We start from the raw sequence: 18490 nt of genomic DNA on the forward strand, positions 1-18490 counted from the left end.
ATCGACGCGGGCAAACATCATTACGTGGCGATTACCGCTTGCATGCGCAAAATGCTGATCATCCTTAATGCCATGCTCAAGTCCAATCAACCGTGGAAAAACCCACAAGAAGTTTGACTTTGAACGCAGTTGCTTCGTGGTGAGTTTCGAGGTTTCCTAAAAGGGTACTCCACGCTATAGCGAGGGTATCCGCCTACCCCCATTTTCCACCCTGACCAAAACTTCGTACAATCTTCCGTGACCCTGTACGACGCTCCGATCGCATCGCAATGCAGCAATCGGAACGGGACACTAGTAGGGAGGAGACATGATCGAAGTGGCGATGTTCGGTGCCGGGCGCATCGGCAAGATCCACGGCGCCAATCTGGCGGCGCAACCCGGGGTCAAGCTCAGGTACGTGGTGGACGTGAGCGCGGCTGCGGCGGGCGAGCTGGCACAGCAGCATGGTGCCAAGGTTGTGGATGCAGAGGCGGCACTCAAGGATGCGGCGGTGAAAGCGGTGGTCATCGCTTCCAGCACCGACACGCATGCCGACCTGATCATGCGGGCGGCCGCGGCCGGGAAAGCAATCTTCTGCGAAAAGCCGGTGGATCTCGCGCTCGAGCGGGCGCGCGCATGCATCGACGTCGTCGCAAAGGCCGGCGTGCTGTGCATGATCGGTTTCCAGCGCCGCTTCGATCCGACGTTCTCCGCATTGAAGCAGCGCCTGGATGCCGGAGAAATCGGCAACCCGGAAATGCTGATCATCACCAGCCGCGATCCGGGCCCGCCGCCGGTCAGCTACATCAAGGTCTCCGGCGGTATCTTCAAGGACATGCTGATCCACGATTTCGACGTGTTCCGCTGGATACTCGGCGACGAAGCGCAGAGCGTGTACGCCACCGGCAGTTGCCTGGTGCAGAAGGAAATCGGCGAAGCCGGCGACATCGATTCCACCGCGGTTACCATCCGCACCAAAACCGGCCGCCTGTGCCAGATCAACACCACGCGCCGCGCCGCCTACGGCTATGACCAGCGCTTCGAAGTGCTCGGCGCGAAGGGGCAGTTGCAGGCAGGCAACCACAAGCCGACGGAAGTTTTTGCGCATACCGCCGTAAGCGTGAGCGAGGATAAGCCGGAGCATTTCTTCCTCGAGCGCTATCGTGCCGCCTACGCGCTCGAGATTGCGCATTTCTTCGACGCATTGACCCACGGCAAGCCGGTGCGAACGACGCTGCAGGACGGCGTAAAGGCGCTTGAACTCGCCGACGCGGCGACGCGTTCCTGGCAAGAAGGCCGCATCGTCACGCTATAACTCTTGTGTAAGGCTCGAAAAGTGTGAACCACGGAGGACACGGAGGACACGGAAGAAGGGCAACTGCAAGGAAAATGTTCGGATTGCAATGCTCCCGGGGCCGATGATCCTTCACGGTGAAAGTTGGCGACGTAGATCTGCAAACAGTTACTCTGCTCTTAACCCCGATCTGCTTTCCCTCGACTTGTTTTTTCTCCGTGTCCTCCGTGTCCTCCGTGGTGAATGTTCTGCAGTATGTTTTTTAAGGAGATCGCAACGATGAATGCTCCACTTCGCATCGGCATTGCCGGCATCGGACGCATGGGACAGCGCCATGCCCAGAATCTCGCGTATCGCACCCTCGGTGCCCAACTCGTAGCGGCCTGCAGTCCCGTCGCAGGCGAACTCGAATGGGCCAAAGAAAATCTCAACGTCAAACATCTGTACCGGGACTACAAGGATCTCCTTGCGCATCCGGGACTCGATGTGGTGTTCCTGGTGACGCCGACCACGCTGCATGCCGACCAGATCATCCAGGGCCTGCAGGCCGGCAAGCATGTGTTCTCTGAAAAGCCGCTCGCGCTGAACATTCCGGATTGCCTGAAAGTCGAGCAGGAAGCCGCGAAGTATCCGAAGCAGAAGGTCATGATCGGCTTCGTGCGCCGCTTCGATCCGAGCTATCGCGACGCCTACGACAAGGTTCGCGCGGGCCTGATCGGCCGGCCTTTCCTGGTGCGTTCGCAGACCGCCGACCAGAACGATCCGAGTGGATTCTTCGTGCGCTTCGCGCCGACCAGCGGCGGCGCCATGCTCGACATGAGCGTCCACGACATCGACGTCGCGCGCTGGTTCCTCGGCGCGGGCGGCGCCAAGCGCGTCTACGCGGCCGGAACGATCGCCATCCACCAAGGCCTCGCCGAATGCGGCGACGTCGACAACGGCGTGGCGATTTGCGAGTTCGGCGACGGACAGATCGCGTGCTTCTACGCGTCGCGGACGATGGCGCACGGCCACGAAACCCTGTCCGAGATCATCGGCACGCAGGGACGCCTCATGGTCGGGCAGAACCCGCGCATCGACCGGGTCGAGATTTCCGATGCGCACGGCGTGCGCAATGAATGCACGCCGACTTTCTACGAGCGCTTCGCCGAAGCCTTCCAGCTCGAAGCGCAGGCCTTCGTCGATGCCGTACTGGGCGATCTGCCGCTGCCCTTGACGCTGCGCGACGCGACCGAGGCAACACGCATCGGTAGTGCGCTCACACAGTCGCTGCGCAGCGGACGGGCGGTGGATGTCGAGTAGTGTCCCGTCGGTAGACGTCTTGCGGAAGGGCTGATCTGTTGATTCACACGGGAAAAGGGGCCAAAAAAAACCCCGGTGGGGTTACCACCGGGGTTGAACCTTTACCAAAGAGAAACCCTTGGATAAAGGGGAGGAGCCTTGCATCCCGTCACTTCGCGGCGCCCTTCACGCGCTTCGAGTTTGCCGTCCCGGCCGCTCGGAAATGAGCATCCGCGAATCCCCTAGCTTGCCCGCGCGGCTGTGCCACCCGCGGAGTCGGGGCATGCTCATGGTTGCTCGGGAAGAAAAACCTCAACCGCATTCTTCGCGGTATTGCTGATCTGGACTGACGCGATGGTCATCGCCGCCACGTTCCGCTCCGTCATTGCCGCAAGCTGCTTGCCGCTGCTTTTCATCGCGTCGAGTGAGAATTGAGCAAGGCCCATGAAAGATCTCGCCACATCCGAATCCGCATTGGAACCGGAATCTGCTGAATTCGTGGATTTGGTAAGTGGTTCAACTAAATCGCTGAATCTGATTTCGGCTAGCCGCCATGCCTGAGCCTGGAGTTGAGCCATCAGGTCATAGAACACACAACCGTATGCCACCGTCTTCTCGAAGCCGGGGTAACTACTTTGGCGACGTAAGGTGATAAGTTCTCTTACATCTTTGACATCGAGCAGCAACTTGGCGTGAGCCACGCTGTCCTTCAGGGCAGATTTTTTCGCGGTGATGTTGAGCGCGACAAAATCATCGGTTGCCGCAAGGAGTAAATCGGTATCCTGGGACAGGGCTTCCAGGTATGCCTGGTTCGCGCTGGCCCATTGCTCGCGTCGAGGAATGATGCTAACCATTGTGCCGTATTAATCTTCAGGGATTCTTTAGACATCCGAAGTACGGCGCATAAGCCATGCCAGATACTTTATTTCTAGCATTGAATACGTTAACTCATTCTGAGCCGAAATCAGTCGCACCATATCTGCGCAGATTCTTTGTCGGCCGCACCACGATAGATGCGTGCGGATCCATAATAAGGAACGACCGGGTCAGATCAGCCCGATTGAATTCGAAAGACGCTTCGCAGGCTTAGCAAAGTGTCCGTGAAAACAGGGGAAGCCCACCGATGCCGTGGCTGATCTTGGCAAGCCGGACGAGATTGGCTAGGTGTTTTCCGGCTTTCAGAAGTACCTCCATCAGCGACAGGAGGCAGTGGCATGAAAAGCGACGTTGAATCCGCCTCTATTTGAAGTGGTAAGTGGAGTCTGCCGCTATTTCTATTCGCAGCCCGCGCCCGGACGCCCTGCGTCCCGGTCGATCAATTGACGCAAATCTTCCGATTCTGTAGGCTATTTTCCCCCGGGGCGAAAGCCTCGGCGATCAAGAAGATAGATAAATCACCGGAGGAGGAGACCATGTTCACCCGTGTTAGCACGGCACGCGCCATCGCGAGCATTTCTCTCGTTTTTGCATCGTTCCTCGCTGCCCAGTGCTGGGCCGCGGACACCAAGGAAGGATACTTCACCACCAACGACGGCTACCGTCTGCACTACATCGAGGCCGGCTCCGGCAAGCCGCTGGTCATGATTCCCGGCTGGTCGCAGACGGCTGCACAGTTCAAGTACCAGATCGAGGGCCTGAGCGACCGGTATCGTGTGATTGCCCTGGATATGCGGGGGCACGGCGAATCCGAGAAACCGACTCACGGATATCGAATTCACCGTCTTTCAAAGGACGTAAACGAGTTCCTGATCGCCAATAATCTGAGCAACGTGACGCTAGCCGGCCATTCGATGGGTTGCTCGGTGATCTGGGGCTATTGGGAGCTGTTCGGGAAGGAACGCATCTCCAAGATGATACTGATCGATCAAATGCCGATGATTTCGATCAACCCGATCTGGAGCGAACAGGAAAAAATCGACGCCGGTGGCATTCTCGACAAGGATGCTCTTTGGAATGTTACCAACGCACTTGCCGGTCCCGAAGGTATAAAGACCACCGAGGGCTTTATCAGTGGCATGTTCACCAAGGCCTATCCGAAAGAAATGGTGGACTGGGTGATCCAGCAGAACCTCAAGTTCCCCCGGCCCTATGCGGCGCGTCTGCTGTTCGACCATGCCACTAACGACTGGCGCGACATGCTGCCCACGATTAACATTCCAGCGCTCATCGTCGGCGCCAAGACGAGCCTCGTCGGATGGCGCTCGCAACAGTGGGTAGGCACGCAGATTCCCAACTCGCGCGTGGAAATCTTCGAAGAAGTCGAAGGCGGCAATCACTTCATGTTCATGGAGAACCCGGATAAATTTAATCGGCTGGTGAGGGAATTCATGGGGTGAAATTGGACGGGTCCGGCTCTTGGGGGCATCCTCACGGGCCGGACCGCGCAATGCCTTTGCAATATACAAAGATACGAGCATGGTCCGGTCGCGGTTGCATAACTGGAAATCGGGATTATGGGCGGCAGAACGGCATTGATAACCGGTGCAACCGGTGTGGTGGGACGGTACTTGTTGAAGCATCTGGTTCAAACCGGCGGCTGGGACATCGTCGCCGTCTCGAGGCGCACGCCCGACGTTGAAGGAAAATATGAGCACCTCGCGGCAGACTTGGCGGATCCGACGGACTGCCAGCGAAAGCTGGCACGCCTGAAAGACATAAGCCACGTGTTCTTTGCGGCATATCTCGAAAAACCGACACCGCAGGAGGCGGTCGCGGCCAACCTCGGCATGCTCAGGAACCTGGTGGATGCGATCGAACCGGCCGCCGCAAATCTGCGGCACATCAATCTCGTCGAGGGCAGCAAGTGGTACGGCAGCCACCTCGGCCCGTACAAGACGCCGGCGAAGGAAGGCGATCCGCGCGTTTCGCAGACGATGTTCTACTACGACCAGCAGGATTTTCTGGAGGAGCGCCAGCGGGGCAAGCGCTGGACCTGGTCGGCGATCAGGCCCCATACGATCTGCGGCTTCGCAGTTGGCAACCCGATGAATCTGACCATGGTGATCGCGGTGTACGCGGCGATATGCAAGGAACTCGGTCTGCCGCTGTCGCATCCCGGCAAACCCGGGAACTATCACACGCTGTACCAGGCAACGGATTCGGCGCTGCTGTCGCGGGCGATGGTGTGGATGGCGACCAGTCCGCAATGCGCGAATCAGGCGGTCAACGTCACCAACGGCGACCTGTTCCGCTGGAGCAGCCTGTGGCCTAGGATCGCGCAGTTTTTCGGCATGGAAGTCGGGCCGCAGCGCCATATCAATCTGGAGCAGTTCATGGCGGACAAAGCGCCGGTCTGGGAACGCATCGTAAAGAAGCACGGTCTCAAGCCGTATCGCTTCGAGGAAATCGCGGCGTGGAAATTCGGCGACTTCGTGTTCTCAGCGGAATGGGACGTCGTCTCCGACATGGTCAAGGCGCGTAGCGTCGGCTGGTGCGAAGCGCTGGATACCGAGGAAATGTTCTTGCGCTTGTTCGGCGAGTTTCGCCAAAACAAGATCATTCCGTAAAGTGGCGGGATGTTGAGGCCTGCATAAGCGCATAAATAATGCAATTCTGCCAGCCTGACTCCGCAATTCCCTGTAACCCCGCAATTCACCTGACCTCGCAATTCACCCTTTGCCATTTCCGAGTCCGCTTTCATTTCCCGCTCGCGGGTATCATGCGTTCGGAGTGGCAATTCGGCTCAAGCCGCGCTTTTGTCAAGAGATTGAAAAGATGAACAAGCGAGAAAATGTGGAAGATGGCTCAGGCTTGGTCAATTGCATAAATTGTTCGGTCTCACTCGCCATCCGAAAAGAACCGATATGCAATTAGCCAAGCCTGATCCCGCAATCATCTAAAGACGACGATGGGCATAGTCCAGCGAAGCTTGTCAAACACGTTCCAACAATTTTTCGACTCGGAAAAATCGAGCGGGATTCTGCTGACTGTCTGCACCGTAATCTCGCTCTTGATTACCAATTCCTCAAGCGGCGCGGATTATTTGAGTTTGTGGCAGACGCATGTCGGAGGTCTTAGCCTTGAGCATTGGACAAACGATGCGCTGATGGCTGTTTTCTTTCTGCTCATCGGCCTGGAACTCGAACGCGAGCTTTACGTCGGTGAACTGTCGAACTTCAAGAACGCCCTTCTTCCGATTTTTGCGGCCATCGGCGGAATGGTCGCACCGGCTCTGATTCATTTCTCGCTCAATGCGAGGACGCCAACGCAAGCCGGAATCGGGATTCCGATGGCGACCGACATCGCGTTTGCTCTTGGGGTTCTGGCCATTCTCGGCAATCGTATTCCCGCGTCGCTGAAAGTGTTTGTCGTGGCTTTCGCCGTCATAGATGATTTGGGCGCGATCGTCATTATTGCCGCTTTCTACACGGCGCAACTTTCGGTGGGGTATCTTGTTGGTGGCTTGGCAGTTTGGACCCTGCTCATTGCGTTGAATCGTCTCTTCCGGGTAATGTCCCTCGTTCCTTATTTGCTTGGCGGCGCGTTGATGTGGTTTCTCACGCTTAAGTCGGGCGTTCACGCGACGATTGCCGGTGTTATGCTTGCCTTTGCAATCCCCTTCTCCGCTAAAGACGACGACGAAGAGTCACCCTCGCACAAGCTCGAACATTTTTTACACAAACCCGTTGCGTTCATCATCTTGCCGATTTTCGCATTGGCAAATACGGGTATCGTTGTAGGCGCGGAGTGGATGCAAAACATGACGAGCACGAACAGCGTCGGCATCACCGCCGGTTTGATTGTGGGTAAATCTTTGGGTGTGACGTTGCTTTGTTTCGTTGCCGTTGCCAGCGGCCTATGCCGCTTGCCCCCCGATTTGAATTGGCGGCATATTTCCGGCGCCGGGATTCTTGGCGGCATTGGATTTACCATGTCAATTTTCATTACGAATCTCGCTTTTTCCGGCAATACGGAAACAATAAACGCCTCGAAAATGGCAGTTCTTTTAGCTTCGCTGACGGCGGGAACAGTCGGCTTTCTATGGCTCAAACTTTTGGGCAAGCTCGAAGCGACGGACAGCAATATGGACACAATGGATTTGAAGCAATCGAGACAAGGCAGTGAAGACGCATAGCTATCCGTTCCAGTGGACGGGCAAGAAGCCGCCCGCCGCTGAACGGGAAATTTATATGGCGCGGATATGGCGCTGAGCGAATTTGAACGTAAGCGGTTCGAACGCATAGTCGGCGCGTTCATTGAGAAGCGTCGGCCCCAACCGCACGTACGGCCAAAGCTGGATCTGGGGTTTCGCGTTGCCGGCCAGAGCGTTGAGCTCTTTGAGGTCCGGCCACGCTTCGACAGGCCGCATGAAAAGTTTGAACACGCGTTTGCGAAGGCCACTTACGTGAAGGCACAAGACGTCTGGAGAGTGTTCTGGCAGCGCGCCGATCTAAAGTGGCACCGCTACGATCCGGCGCCAGAGGTTCCAACGCTTGAAGGCTTCCTGCAACTTGTGCAGGAGGACAAGCACGCATGCTTCTTCGGCTGACAGCGCCACTTAGTGCCATGAGGATCGGGCTTGGTTAATTGCATATCGGTTCTTTTCGGAGGGCGAGTGAAACCTTTTCTCGCTGATCTCGCTCATGCGGCTGGCTAAGACGCTCCGGACCATTGCGGTGTACGAAGCGGTCAAGGGTGCGCTGGTCCTGCTGACGGGATTCGGCTTGCTGGCTTTTATCCATCGCGACATCGAGCAATTCGCGGAGCAGGTGGTTGCGCATTTGCATCTCAATGCGGCGAGCCGATTCCCGCGCATTTTCCTGGACGCCTCTGAAAACCTCACGGATGCGCGTTTATGGATGCTGGCTGCGTTGGCGGCAGCGTATGCGATAGTGCGATTCGTCGAGGCCTACGGCTTGTGGCTGGGAAGGCGCTGGGCGGAATGGTTTGCCGCCCTGAGCGCGGGAATCTACCTGCCCTTCGAGGTCTATGAATTGTTCAAAGGCGTCACCTGGATCTCCATCGGTGCGCTGGCGGCGAATATCCTCGTCATCGGCCTGATGGTCGCTGCCTTGCACCGATCGCGCCCCGCGGGGCCGGCCGATGCGACCTGACCATTGGCTCAGAACAAGCCCAGCTTCCTCAACATCGACACCCCGTCCCAGATCAGTTTCCAGCCGGTGGCGAACAGCAGGATATTGGCCCAGCGGTAAACCGTGCTGTCGGTGATGCGATGCTGCATCCACAGACCGATGTACACGCCGACCGGCGCCAGCGGCAACAGCACCAGCGCCGTGAGCAGATTGGTGGTGTGAAGCTGGCCGAGGAAATAATACGGCACCAGTTTGACGTAGTTCACCACCAGGAAAAACATCACCGTGGTGCCGACGAAGAGTTTTCTCTCCAGGCGTTGCGGCATCAGGTAGACCAGCAGCGGCGCGCCGCCGTTGTGGCAGATGAAGCTGGTGAAACCCGACAGGGCCGACCAGAACCCGCCCTTCACGACGGACACGCCGGCCGGCTGCTGCCGGCGCGCGAGGCCGCTCCAGTTCAGCAGCGGAAAGCCGACTCCAATGGCGCCTACCAGCAGCAGCAACCAACCCTTGTTGAGCAGTCCGAAACACAGCGTACCGAGTGCGATGCCCGCGATCGCGCCGGGAAGAATGATGCGCAGGTTGGGCCAGTCGAAGGCTCCCGCGAACCGGCGCAGGCCGATGACATCCATCGTGCACAGGATCGGCAGCATGATGCCGGCCGCTTCTGCCGGCGGGATGACGAGTGATATGAGCGGCACGGCAAGTCCGCCCATCGCGCCACCGAACCCGGACTTGGAAATGCCGGTGATCAGGATCGCGGGTATCGCGAGCGCATAGAAGAGCGGATCGGTGATCATCCTTGTCCTGTGCAAATAAAAACCGGCATCCCATCGGGATGCCGGTCATGATACGGACTCCTGAAGAACTTAAGGTAAAGCCGGAACCTATTTGTGGCCTTCGGTGGCGGTCGGAGCGGCTTCGTTCTTCCTGGCGATGCTGCCATCGCCGGGCTTGCCATTCTTCACGTCTTTTTTGATCTTGGTCTTCGCACTGTGGTAGGCCTTCTTGGTGCCGGTGCCGACCTGATGGCCGACGTCCACGGCCGCATCTTTTATACCTTTTCCCGCCGCCTTGACGTCGGACTTGAATTCTTCCTTGGTGTATTTCTGATCCTTATCCGCCGCGCTTGCTGCGGTTGTTGCGAACGCAGCCAGGACTGAAAGGGTGCCGGCTGCGATGAAACCGATCAAAGCTGCTTTGGATTTCATGAAATTCTCCTTATACCTGCCATGTTCATTCGACGCTTTCCTGCATCTTGCGTTTACGACCGGCGTTTTTCAGGGGAGTTCCCGCATCGCGTTCCACCATATGACGGGCCCAATGCATCCAGCTCCACAGGGCGAGCAGGGTAAGCAGAACGGCGAACAAAACCACGACGTCGTGCGCCGCATTCTGGCGCAGGGCGAGCGCGTTCATCAGCGAGTCGAGCATGAAGCGCCAGCCGCCGTGAACACGGCCGAAGGCAATCCAGTCGAAGAGGGTCGCCAGCGCGGTGATCGACAACGCAGCCAGCAAACCGCGCGGCCGCGAAAGCGATTCCGGAACCAGCAGCGACAACCCGGCAAAGGCAAGCGCTGCACCGCCGCAGCCCATCGCCCACAGCGGAACGGGGAGGTTCTCCGAGGGAACGGTCAACCAGCCGAGTGCGAGCGCCAGCGGAGGGAGGCCCGCGACGACGAAGGCGAAACCGATCGTATTGGCTATGCTCCTGGACGTCGTCACGCGGAAACCTCAGTCGAGCGTGACGCTCGCGATCGCGGTGCCGGCGCGCTCATGGCGGGCGATGAGTTTGATCACCGCGCCTTTCGGCGCGCGCACCACCCACTCGACCTTCAGGCGGTCGTCGGTCTCGTCCGCACTCGATCCGGCCCAGGTATTGGCCGCAGCCGTCTTGTAGGCGCGGCCTTCGAGCTGGCCGAGCTCCTCGCGTTGCTTGCCGGTTTCAAGCCGCGCTTTTTCCGGCAGTTCGATTTCGCAGACCACGCCACGTGCGAGTTTCTTGTTCTTCGCCATCCTGGTGACGTAGCTCGGCAACCAGCCGGTGTTCTGCAGCGCGAGCCGCACGCGCCAGGTGTCGTTGCCGAGCGATGTCGCCGTCGCTTCGAGAATCTCCAGCTTCGGCGAGATCAGTGCATGCCAGGTCAGCCAGCGCGAGAACGGCGCGATTTCCTTTTCCAGCAGATGCGGCGGTGGGTTGCTCCAGGTATAGAGACTCTGCCAGCCGCCCAGTTCCACGCGCCCCAGCCGCGGATGATCGAACTCGTACCAGTCGACGAAGCCCTTGCCCTTGAGTACGGTGTCGTTCCACTTCATCAGCTTGAGATCGTCCTCGACAGGGTGTTCGCGATACCAGTCAATGTATTTGTAATCCGTGATGCCGGCCTGCCGTTGCGGGCTCCAGATTTCCACCGTCCACGCGAATACCCCGCGATGGTCGTACATCCAGGAATCGAAATCACCGGTGATGACTTCCTTGGGGTGATAGCGGAACTCGTGATACGAGGACGCGACCGGGTAGCCGGTGATCTGCGTGCCCTTCTCGCCGATCTTCTGGAAGGTCCATAAATCTTCCGGCGGCATCTGTTCGTCGGCGAGATGCGAATAGGGGCGCAGCAGCACGCCGCTGTAAGTATGAAAAGCGATCGCGCCGGTGATATTCGGATGCCGGGCGATGAAGCCGGTGACCGCGGCGATCTCCGGTTCGGAAGTCGGAAACGGGCCGGCGCCCATCTGCTCGTGCTCGGCGCGCCAGAACGCCGGAAAGTTGCGATTGAGGTCGAGTCGTTCCTTGCGCGACTGAAGCTTGACGTTGACGCCATCGAAGTCATCGACGCGGCCCTCGGGCAGCAGCCTGTAGTAGCGGCCGCCGCTCTCGACCGGATCGCGGCGCACGAGGATGCGCGAGTCCTGCTCGCATAGTTTCCACGGTCCGTTCGGATCGGGTACGCGCATCGACAGGATCCTGCCGTCGCCGTCGATGTCCTCGCGCTTGAGGCCGCCGACCGGTTCTTCGTCGTAAGGATACGGGCGTGTGCTGGAGCGGATCAGCTTCGGTACATCGGCCAGCGCCCATTCGGCGCCGTCGGGATTTACGCGCGGGCACACGTAGAACGCGCGAGTGTCCAGGCAACGCGTGATGTCCGCGTCCTTGCCGTAGCCGGTAATCAGGCGATGCAGCAGATGCAGGCAGGCCATCGAACCGGCGACTTCGGTGGCGTGGATGTTGCCGTCCACCCACAGCGCTGGTTTGTCGGTGTCGAGCCCCGTCTTGTAATTGGTGACCCGCACGACATAGATCTCGCGGCCTTCGTAGCTTTTTCCCACCGGCTCGAGCCGCACGAGCCCCGGATGCGCCCCCGCCCAATCGGTCAGGAAGCGTACGAGATCGTCATAGCGATAGTAGGTGTCGAAGCGGATTGCGGTCATGTGCGCAGAGCGATTCGGGATCCAGGCATCGCGCCGGCGCGCCCGATTTTGCGGAATACGTAAGAGGGCGTCACGCCGAAAGTTTTGCGGAAGCAGTGCGCGAAATGCGCGGAATCGGTGAAGCCCACGGTCATGGCGGAATCGGTAAAGTTGCTTCCCGACAATGCGACCTTCATCGCGGCGCGCACGCGGTTCCAGATGCGGTAGCGCCGGAAGGGCACCCCGATCTGCTGACTGAACAAGTGCAGGAAGCGCGACGACGATAGGCCTTGCGAGTTCGCCAGCTTTTCGGCGCCGGTCAGGTCATCCGGATGCCGGTCCAGCCATGCGACGACTCGCGCGAGCCGCGCATCGAGGATGTTGCCGCCGTCGCGGCGCAGGGCGAAGCCAAGCAGGTCGTCGAGGGCTTCACCGCTCCAGTGCACGCTGGCCGCATCTTCGTAGAGTTTGCGGAATGTGCCGAGTTCGGCGTGTTTTCCAACCAGTATCCGCTCGTGCTCGTCCCAGCCGCGTCCGAAGCGCGTCAGCACCGACATGCCGGCGACGTTCGGTTCGGGATAGAAAACCGCGAGCGGTTCGCCGCCGAGATCGAGCGCATGTTTGACGCCTGCCGGAATCACCGCCGCACGACAGGTCGTCCATTCTCCGCGTGGCATGCGCAAGCGGAAGTTGCCCGTTATTCCGGCGATGAATACCGGCGCGCCATGAAAATGCCAGTCGACCTGTTCCAGCGAGCCGATATACAGCGTCTTGCCGCCGCCGACACAGAGCAGGGCGTGCGGCGCAGCAGGTTCGTACAAGCGATCGGTCTCGGGCATTCGTAGACTCCGGCATGGATCGTTCGTCCGTCCTGGATCGACGACCTTCACTCGTTACGATAACAGAAGAGGAGGGATGAAATGGCAGTCGTCGGTACCATCAAGGAGATCTGGCGTTTTCCGGTCAAATCCATGGCAGGACAGACGATGGCGCGCGCCACGATCGGTCCGATCGGCATCGTCGGTGATCGCGTCTGGGCCATGCGCAACGACAACGACAAGGAAATCCAGGGCGCAAAACGATTCCCTGTGCTGATGCGTTGCGAAGCGCGTTTCCGCAAGGAGCCGGACGGCGCTGCGACCCCGCATGTCGACATCACCCTGCCCGACGGATCGAAGACCGCGAGCGACGATCCGGCTGTCAATGCCAAGCTGTCCAAGCTGGTCGGCAAGCCGACCTCGCTGTGGCCGGTTCAGCCGCCGACCGATCTCGACCACTACCGGCGGCGGCCGATGAACGAGCAAGAGTTCATGGCCGAGCTGCAGGAGATCTTCCAGCGCGAACCCGGCGAGCCGTTTCCCGCGCTCGAGCAGTTCCCCAAGGAGATCATCGAGTTCACGTCTTTTCCCGGCATGTACTTCGACGTGACCCCGCTACACTTTCTGACCACTTCGTCGCTCGCGTATCTGGCAAAGAAGAATCCAAAAGCGAACTGGGACGTGCGCCGTTTCCGGCCGAACTTCGTGGTGGAACCGGTGAAAGGCGCCGAAGGTCTGGTCGAGAACGGCTGGATCGGCAAGAGCCTGTGCATCGGGGAGCTGACCATCGCCTGTCCCGGACCGACGCCGCGGTGTGGCATGACCACTCGCGAGCAGACGGGGTTGCCGTTCGACAAGTCCGTTCTGCGCACGATTGTTCAGGACGCCGAACAGAATGTCGGCGCCTACGCCGTGGTAACGACTCCGGGGGCGATCAAGGTTGGCGACACGGTGGAAGCGATCTAGCGCACCTCTCCCCAAAAGGTGGAGAGGGTGATAAATAAAGTTACTGTACTGACGTCGTGCATCAAGCTCCCTCTCCAGTTAACTGGAGAGGGCGGGGGGGTGAGGTGACTCAGCTCAGATTGCCGAGTACGGGGTGTGGCTTGTAAGGCTCGGCGAGAGACTTCAGTTCGTCTTCGGTCAGTTTGGCGGATAGTGCGGCGACGGCATCCTCGAGGTGTTGCATCTTGGTGGCGCCGACGATGGGTGCGGTTACGCCGGGTTGCCGCAATAGCCACGCAATCGCCACCTGCGCATTCGGCACGTCGCGTTTCTTCGCGACTTCCGTCACCCGCTTGACGACTTCGAAATCCGAGTCTTCGTAGTACATGTCGTGCGCGAAATCGTCGCTCTTCGCACGCGTCGTCGCGCCCCAGCTCTCCCTGGTGCGATTGCCGGCCAGGAAGCCGCGCGCCAGCGGGCTCCACGGAATCAGCCCGATGCCTTCCTCGCGGCACAGCGGATTCATCTCGCGTTCTTCTTCGCGATACACGAGGTTGTAATGGTTCTGCATCGTCACGAAGCGCGAGAATCCATTCGTATCCGAAACGTGCAGCATCTTTGCGAACTGGTACGCATACATGGACGAGGCGCCGATGTAGAGCGCCTTGCCGGCCTTGACGACGTCGGTCAGCGCTTCCAGCGTTTCTTCTATCGGCGTTCTGCGGTCGAAGCGGTGGATCTGGTAGAGGTCCACGTAATCGAGGCCGAGGCGCTGCAGGCTGTTGTCGATCGCATGCATGATGTGCTTGCGCGACAACCCCTTCTGGTTGGGGTCCTTGCCCATGGGGTTGTACACCTTGGTCGCCACGACGACCTTGTCCCGCGATACGCCGAGCTCCTTCAACGCCCGTCCGGTGACCACTTCGCTTTCGCCGTCCGAGTACATGTCGGCGGTATCGAAGAAATTGATGCCCAGTTCCAGCGCGCGCTTGAAAAAAGGCTTCGACGCATCGTAGTCGAGCACCCAGTCGCGCCATTTCGACGAGCCATAGCTCATGCAGCCCAGGCAGATGCGCGAGACTTTCAGGCCGGTGCTGCCGAGATTCACGTATTCCATCGCGATTTCCTTTCTGTGGGAAGGCCTTGACTCTGACTAGGCGACTGCGGCGAGCATGGCCGCACCGTTTTCGGTCGCCTGCATGGCGTCGAGCAGAAGGCCGGGACGATTGGCGGCAAGCAAGCTCGCATCCGACAGCATGCGCCGCCAGATTCTCGCATTCGGTTGGCCATGATAGAGCCCGAGCATATGCCGGACAATCGCACGCACCGGCGTACCGCTTGCCACCTGATCGGTTGCATAGTCGAACATTGCGTCGACGATCGCCGAACGCGATCGCGGCGGTTCGCCGAACAGGCGTACGCCGGCCTGCGCGAGCACGTAAGGATCGTGATAGGCCAGGCGTCCGAGCATGACGCCATCGACCTGCGACAAGTGCGGGTCGATTGCCTCCAGCGTGTTCACGCCGCCGTTCACTATGATGCGCAGCCCGGGGAAATCGCGCTTCAGGCGGTAGACGTAGTCGTATTTCAGCGGAGGCATCTCGCGGTTGTCTTTTGGCGAGAGACCTTTGAGCACTGCGTTGCGGGCGTGGACAAAGAAGGTTTCGCAGCCGGCGTGGGCGAGCGTCGCCACGAATGTCTGCACGAATTCGTAAGCCTCCATCGAATCGGTGCCGAGACGATGCTTGACGGTCACAGGTATCGAAACCGCGTCCCGCATCGCCTTCACGCAATCGGCAACGAGTTGCGGCTCGGCCATCAGGCAGGCGCCGAAGGCGCCGTGCTGCACGCGTTCGGAAGGACAGCCGCAGTTCAGGTTGATTTCGTCGTAACCGTATTGCTCGCCCATACGGGCACAGTGTGCGAGTTCTGCGGAATCCGAGCCGCCGAGTTGCAACGCAACCGGATGCTCGGCGGCATCGAAGCGCAGATGCCGTTCGACGTCGCCGTGGATCAGCGCGCCGGTCGTGACCATTTCAGTGTAAACCACGGCGTGCCTGGAAAGCTGCCGGAAGAAATAGCGGCAATGCCGGTCCGACCAGTCCATCATCGGCGCCGTGCACAGGCGGTGGTCGAGCGACGTCATGCGGTGCGCGGGCGCGGCAAGCCGGCGAAGCGCAGGCTCAGCGCATCCGGTATTCGAGCTTGAGCCCGAATATCGACATGTCCGATGCCGGCTGGAACACAATGATCGGTTGCCCCGTGGCAACTTCGTTGGTGTTCACGTTCTTGGATTTACCGAAACGAAAGCCATCGTAGTAGGCCGTCACCTGCAGTTTTTCGGTGAAGCGATAGCCCAGACTGCCGAAAGGAGAGAGCTCCTTGCCGGGATGCAGGATGGGGTTCGAGTCGAATCCGATCTGCTCCAAATGCGCATTCTCGTACGTCCAGAAGGGAAGCTTGATGCCGAGGCCGACTGACCATTGCCCGTTGTAGTCCGCGCCGGACTCCACGCCGAGGCGCAGGTAACCGATGGCGTAGTCCTCCTTTTGCACCGACGTCAGTTCCCGGCGCCAGAGGTCGAGGCCCAACCCGACTACGCCATCGAGGCTGCCTCCGACTTTCCCGGGTTTGCGCCAACGCACTTGCACTTCGTTGTTGATGCCTTCGTAATTGGTGGTCGAAAGCAGAGGCGTGCCCCCTAACAGCGTTGCGCCTTCGTAGTCGACCGAGCCGCCCCAGATTTTCCCGCGATAGGCAAACAGCGCTCCGGCTTCGCGCTCCTGCGAATACGCCAGCCCGAAGGTGAACATCGGTCCGGTCTCCTTGACCTCGGGCGTGGTGTTTTCGTTCCAGTGAAAATATTCCACGCCACCGTTGACCAAAAGTTGCGAATGGGCGATGGCCGGCAGCAGTACCGGGGTGCACAACAGGATGGCGATCCAGCGTTTCATGGCGCTGCCGGTTTTTCCGTTTTGCATGCCTCGTGTCTCCCTGGCTATGGTTATTTGCATGATCCGCTGCAGCGGATCACGCGTTCGGCGCAACTGATCCTCGCGATCTGCGTGCCAATGTCCGGCGCGGTGTCGCCGCCGATATGCTCCACGCGCGCGCCGTTGCACTGGAACTGTGACGTGACGTAAACCGGATCGGAAATCCACTCGACGTTCAGACAGCCCGGCGCGCCGATGCCGAAACGCACTCCCATCTGGTAAGTGGCACACAGCAGGCCGCGGTGCGGCACCCAGCCGTGCAAGTGGAAGTTGCCATCGGCGTTCAGCCAGGCGGTCGATTCGCCGGCCCGAAAATCGAAATCGAGACGGTTGATGTGGGGCTTGGCGTCCAGCGAGTAGGTCGGGCGCGCCTGCGCCGATATGCCCGACTCGTCCGACTCGAGCTGCTGCTCCGCAGCCCACGCTTTGCCGGCAATCAGCGTACTCAATAGCAGAACCGCGGCAAAGCGGATCATTGTTGTCCTCCGAAGCAGAATCGCATCATCATAGCCCTAACCTGTCAGCCGCGCGCCGCCGGCATCCGCTTTGTCAGCGTGGCGCGAACGGCGATGACGACGAGAAGCGACTTCAGGCTGCCGAACAACACGTCGGCCGGGAAATGCATGCCGAGGTAGGACCGCGACAGACAGACTCCGACTACAAAGAGCGCCAACGCGATGCGGGTGGCCAGGTTCTTCGCCCCCGGCCAGAGCATGGCGGCGACCAGCGTGGCGAACGAGGCATGACCACTGGGGAAGCCGTGGCGGAATTCCGGCGGACCGACGATAATCAGGCTGTCCGCCGGCAGGACGGCGGGCGGGCGCGGAAAATCGAAGGCGGATTTCAGGCCGATCACCAGCACGCCGTCGAGCAGATAGCCGATCGAGAACGTCGCGAGCGCCAGCACCCATGCACGGGCGCCCGCGGGGTCGCGCGCGAAGCGCCACCAGGTTACCAATGTCAGGACGGCGAGGTAGAGCGAAAAGCGATCGTGGTCGCCGGCCCAGGTCAGCGCCAACATCAGCCGGTCGAGCCATGCCGCATGATTCGCATTGACCGCGTGAAACAGGGCGACGTTCAATCCGCCCCAGTCGTACAGCCATTCCTTCATTGCCGGCTTCCTATAGCGCCAACGCGATGCCGAACAGGGTGATGCCGCCGGTCGCTGCAGCGAGAGCCGTGATGAACAACCAGCGCTTGCGCGTCAGCGCCGTAATCGAGCCCAGAGCTATCGCGATCTGGATCAGCGTCAGCGCCTGCTCCAGCTTGTGCAGTGGATGCAGCGCATGGTCGCTGTTCTCGTTCATCTTGTGCGATTCCTTGTCGAGTTCCTCCGCCTTGACGCGGATTTCCTTCTTCTCGATGTCGTAACGCCCGATCTCCTTCCTGTAGAACTCGACCTGCGCCGGTTCTTTCGTGAGCCGGGAGGCAAGCTCCGCAAGGTGACCCTTGGTGCTCTTCGACTGATAGAAATTCCATTGGTCCGAAGCTTCGGCTTTTTTCAGCACGGCTTCGTTCTTGAGCAGCATCGCTTCGTTCTGCGTCGCTGCGCCCAGGTAAGCGACCACCGCGCCGATGGTGGAAAGGATCGCGGTGAAGATCGCCACCTGTTGCGCGAGTCCCGGGCCATGATGGGCCTGGTGCTCGACCTCGTGATCGTGCGCGCCGTGCACGTGCATGTGTTGCTCTGACATGATGTTCTCCCTTCGATTCGTCCTGTGTTACGGCGTTATTCCAATT

The 18490-nt window shown here is 59.6% G+C and carries 20 protein-coding genes; 8 read left to right on the forward strand and 12 right to left on the reverse strand.

What is annotated here, in order from left to right:
- Positions 1 to 307: 307 nt before the first annotated feature.
- Positions 308 to 1294: an inositol 2-dehydrogenase gene (gene iolG, locus HY067_00190; GenBank protein MBI3526372.1), complete on the forward strand. Its 987-nt coding sequence runs from the start codon at positions 308 to 310 to the stop codon at positions 1292 to 1294.
- Positions 1295 to 1552: 258 nt separating this feature from the next.
- The gene (locus HY067_00195) at positions 1553 to 2575 is read left to right on the forward strand and encodes a Gfo/Idh/MocA family oxidoreductase (GenBank protein ID MBI3526373.1); all 1023 of its coding nucleotides are present in this window, start codon (positions 1553 to 1555) and stop codon (positions 2573 to 2575) included.
- Positions 2576 to 2841: 266 nt separating this feature from the next.
- Here the strand turns inward: HY067_00195 and HY067_00200 are convergent, their stop codons facing one another.
- Positions 2842 to 3408, reverse strand: coding sequence for a phasin family protein (locus HY067_00200; GenBank protein ID MBI3526374.1), 567 nt, complete (start codon positions 3406 to 3408; stop codon positions 2842 to 2844).
- A 558-nt stretch (positions 3409 to 3966) separates the two neighbouring features.
- Between HY067_00200 and HY067_00205 the strand changes: the two genes are divergently transcribed.
- The 5 genes from HY067_00205 to HY067_00225 all read left to right on the forward strand — a co-directional run bounded on the left by HY067_00205 (position 3967) and on the right by HY067_00225 (position 8607).
- Positions 3967 to 4890 (forward strand): alpha/beta hydrolase, encoded by a 924-nt coding sequence (locus tag HY067_00205; protein MBI3526375.1) that lies wholly within the window; start codon positions 3967 to 3969, stop codon positions 4888 to 4890.
- A 117-nt stretch (positions 4891 to 5007) separates the two neighbouring features.
- Positions 5008 to 6060: an SDR family oxidoreductase gene (locus HY067_00210; GenBank protein ID MBI3526376.1), complete on the forward strand. Its 1053-nt coding sequence runs from the start codon at positions 5008 to 5010 to the stop codon at positions 6058 to 6060.
- Between the two features lie 341 nt (positions 6061 to 6401).
- The gene (gene nhaA / locus HY067_00215; protein MBI3526377.1) at positions 6402 to 7628 is read left to right on the forward strand and encodes a Na+/H+ antiporter NhaA; all 1227 of its coding nucleotides are present in this window, start codon (positions 6402 to 6404) and stop codon (positions 7626 to 7628) included.
- A gap of 66 nt (positions 7629 to 7694) precedes the next feature.
- The gene (locus tag HY067_00220) at positions 7695 to 8042 is read left to right on the forward strand and encodes a DUF3024 domain-containing protein (GenBank protein ID MBI3526378.1); all 348 of its coding nucleotides are present in this window, start codon (positions 7695 to 7697) and stop codon (positions 8040 to 8042) included.
- A gap of 94 nt (positions 8043 to 8136) precedes the next feature.
- Positions 8137 to 8607 carry a DUF2127 domain-containing protein gene (locus HY067_00225; GenBank protein MBI3526379.1) on the forward strand — a complete coding sequence of 157 codons (471 nt, stop codon included), beginning with the start codon at positions 8137 to 8139 and terminating at the stop codon, positions 8605 to 8607.
- 8 nt (positions 8608 to 8615) lie between these two features.
- Here the strand turns inward: HY067_00225 and HY067_00230 are convergent, their stop codons facing one another.
- The 5 genes from HY067_00230 to HY067_00250 form a co-directional block, all read right to left on the reverse strand.
- On the reverse strand, positions 8616 to 9386 hold the full coding sequence (locus HY067_00230) for a sulfite exporter TauE/SafE family protein (GenBank protein MBI3526380.1): 771 nt from the start codon (positions 9384 to 9386) through the stop codon (positions 8616 to 8618).
- An 87-nt stretch (positions 9387 to 9473) separates the two neighbouring features.
- Positions 9474 to 9797: a hypothetical protein gene (locus tag HY067_00235; protein ID MBI3526381.1), complete on the reverse strand. Its 324-nt coding sequence runs from the start codon at positions 9795 to 9797 to the stop codon at positions 9474 to 9476.
- 25 nt (positions 9798 to 9822) lie between these two features.
- A complete protein-coding gene (locus HY067_00240) occupies positions 9823 to 10311 on the reverse strand; it encodes a hypothetical protein (protein ID MBI3526382.1) in 489 nt (162 codons plus the stop codon).
- 9 nt (positions 10312 to 10320) lie between these two features.
- On the reverse strand, positions 10321 to 12015 hold the full coding sequence (locus HY067_00245) for a carboxypeptidase (GenBank protein ID MBI3526383.1): 1695 nt from the start codon (positions 12013 to 12015) through the stop codon (positions 10321 to 10323).
- Entirely contained in the window at positions 12012 to 12833 is an 822-nt protein-coding gene (locus HY067_00250; GenBank protein MBI3526384.1) for a helix-turn-helix transcriptional regulator, read from the reverse strand. The genes HY067_00245 and HY067_00250 overlap by 4 nt, the downstream gene beginning before the upstream one ends.
- A gap of 81 nt (positions 12834 to 12914) precedes the next feature.
- Here HY067_00250 and HY067_00255 point away from each other — a divergent pair, with 81 nt between their 5' ends.
- Complete coding sequence (locus HY067_00255; GenBank protein MBI3526385.1) at positions 12915 to 13778, forward strand: MOSC domain-containing protein; 864 nt, start codon at positions 12915 to 12917, stop codon at positions 13776 to 13778.
- A gap of 109 nt (positions 13779 to 13887) precedes the next feature.
- On the opposite strand, the gene HY067_00260 is transcribed toward HY067_00255, so the two are convergent.
- From HY067_00260 to HY067_00285, 6 genes are read right to left on the reverse strand one after another with little or no spacing between them, the layout of a single operon-like run.
- Positions 13888 to 14874, reverse strand: coding sequence for an aldo/keto reductase (locus HY067_00260; GenBank protein MBI3526386.1), 987 nt, complete (start codon positions 14872 to 14874; stop codon positions 13888 to 13890).
- A 36-nt stretch (positions 14875 to 14910) separates the two neighbouring features.
- Positions 14911 to 15903 carry a tRNA dihydrouridine(20/20a) synthase DusA gene (dusA, locus tag HY067_00265; GenBank protein MBI3526387.1) on the reverse strand — a complete coding sequence of 331 codons (993 nt, stop codon included), beginning with the start codon at positions 15901 to 15903 and terminating at the stop codon, positions 14911 to 14913.
- 37 nt (positions 15904 to 15940) lie between these two features.
- Positions 15941 to 16738, reverse strand: coding sequence for a hypothetical protein (locus HY067_00270; GenBank protein ID MBI3526388.1), 798 nt, complete (start codon positions 16736 to 16738; stop codon positions 15941 to 15943).
- Positions 16739 to 16761: 23 nt separating this feature from the next.
- Positions 16762 to 17226 (reverse strand): hypothetical protein, encoded by a 465-nt coding sequence (locus tag HY067_00275; protein MBI3526389.1) that lies wholly within the window; start codon positions 17224 to 17226, stop codon positions 16762 to 16764.
- A 44-nt stretch (positions 17227 to 17270) separates the two neighbouring features.
- A complete protein-coding gene (locus HY067_00280; GenBank protein MBI3526390.1) occupies positions 17271 to 17861 on the reverse strand; it encodes a phosphatase PAP2 family protein in 591 nt (196 codons plus the stop codon).
- A gap of 10 nt (positions 17862 to 17871) precedes the next feature.
- Positions 17872 to 18444, reverse strand: a complete 573-nt coding sequence (locus tag HY067_00285; protein MBI3526391.1) for a DUF4337 domain-containing protein — start codon at positions 18442 to 18444, stop codon at positions 17872 to 17874.
- Positions 18445 to 18490 lie beyond the last annotated feature (46 nt).

The sequence above is a fragment of the Betaproteobacteria bacterium genome, assembly GCA_016194905.1.
Classification (GTDB): Bacteria; Pseudomonadota; Gammaproteobacteria; order Burkholderiales; family JACQAP01; genus JACQAP01.

Coding starts and splice junctions, on each gene's coding strand:
- iolG (MBI3526372.1), top strand. CDS start 308: ATGATCGAAGTGGCGATGTTCGGTGCCGGGCGCATCGGCAAGATCCAC.
- HY067_00195 (MBI3526373.1), top strand. CDS start 1,553: ATGAATGCTCCACTTCGCATCGGCATTGCCGGCATCGGACGCATGGGA.
- HY067_00200 (MBI3526374.1), bottom strand. CDS start 3,408: ATGGTTAGCATCATTCCTCGACGCGAGCAATGGGCCAGCGCGAACCAG.
- HY067_00205 (MBI3526375.1), top strand. CDS start 3,967: ATGTTCACCCGTGTTAGCACGGCACGCGCCATCGCGAGCATTTCTCTC.
- HY067_00210 (MBI3526376.1), top strand. CDS start 5,008: ATGGGCGGCAGAACGGCATTGATAACCGGTGCAACCGGTGTGGTGGGA.
- nhaA (MBI3526377.1), top strand. CDS start 6,402: ATGGGCATAGTCCAGCGAAGCTTGTCAAACACGTTCCAACAATTTTTC.
- HY067_00220 (MBI3526378.1), top strand. CDS start 7,695: ATGGCGCTGAGCGAATTTGAACGTAAGCGGTTCGAACGCATAGTCGGC.
- HY067_00225 (MBI3526379.1), top strand. CDS start 8,137: ATGCGGCTGGCTAAGACGCTCCGGACCATTGCGGTGTACGAAGCGGTC.
- HY067_00230 (MBI3526380.1), bottom strand. CDS start 9,386: ATGATCACCGATCCGCTCTTCTATGCGCTCGCGATACCCGCGATCCTG.
- HY067_00235 (MBI3526381.1), bottom strand. CDS start 9,797: ATGAAATCCAAAGCAGCTTTGATCGGTTTCATCGCAGCCGGCACCCTT.
- HY067_00245 (MBI3526383.1), bottom strand. CDS start 12,015: ATGACCGCAATCCGCTTCGACACCTACTATCGCTATGACGATCTCGTA.
- HY067_00250 (MBI3526384.1), bottom strand. CDS start 12,833: ATGCCCGAGACCGATCGCTTGTACGAACCTGCTGCGCCGCACGCCCTG.
- HY067_00255 (MBI3526385.1), top strand. CDS start 12,915: ATGGCAGTCGTCGGTACCATCAAGGAGATCTGGCGTTTTCCGGTCAAA.
- HY067_00260 (MBI3526386.1), bottom strand. CDS start 14,874: ATGGAATACGTGAATCTCGGCAGCACCGGCCTGAAAGTCTCGCGCATC.
- dusA (MBI3526387.1), bottom strand. CDS start 15,903: ATGACGTCGCTCGACCACCGCCTGTGCACGGCGCCGATGATGGACTGG.
- HY067_00270 (MBI3526388.1), bottom strand. CDS start 16,738: ATGCAAAACGGAAAAACCGGCAGCGCCATGAAACGCTGGATCGCCATC.
- HY067_00275 (MBI3526389.1), bottom strand. CDS start 17,226: ATGATCCGCTTTGCCGCGGTTCTGCTATTGAGTACGCTGATTGCCGGC.
- HY067_00280 (MBI3526390.1), bottom strand. CDS start 17,861: ATGAAGGAATGGCTGTACGACTGGGGCGGATTGAACGTCGCCCTGTTT.
- HY067_00285 (MBI3526391.1), bottom strand. CDS start 18,444: ATGTCAGAGCAACACATGCACGTGCACGGCGCGCACGATCACGAGGTC.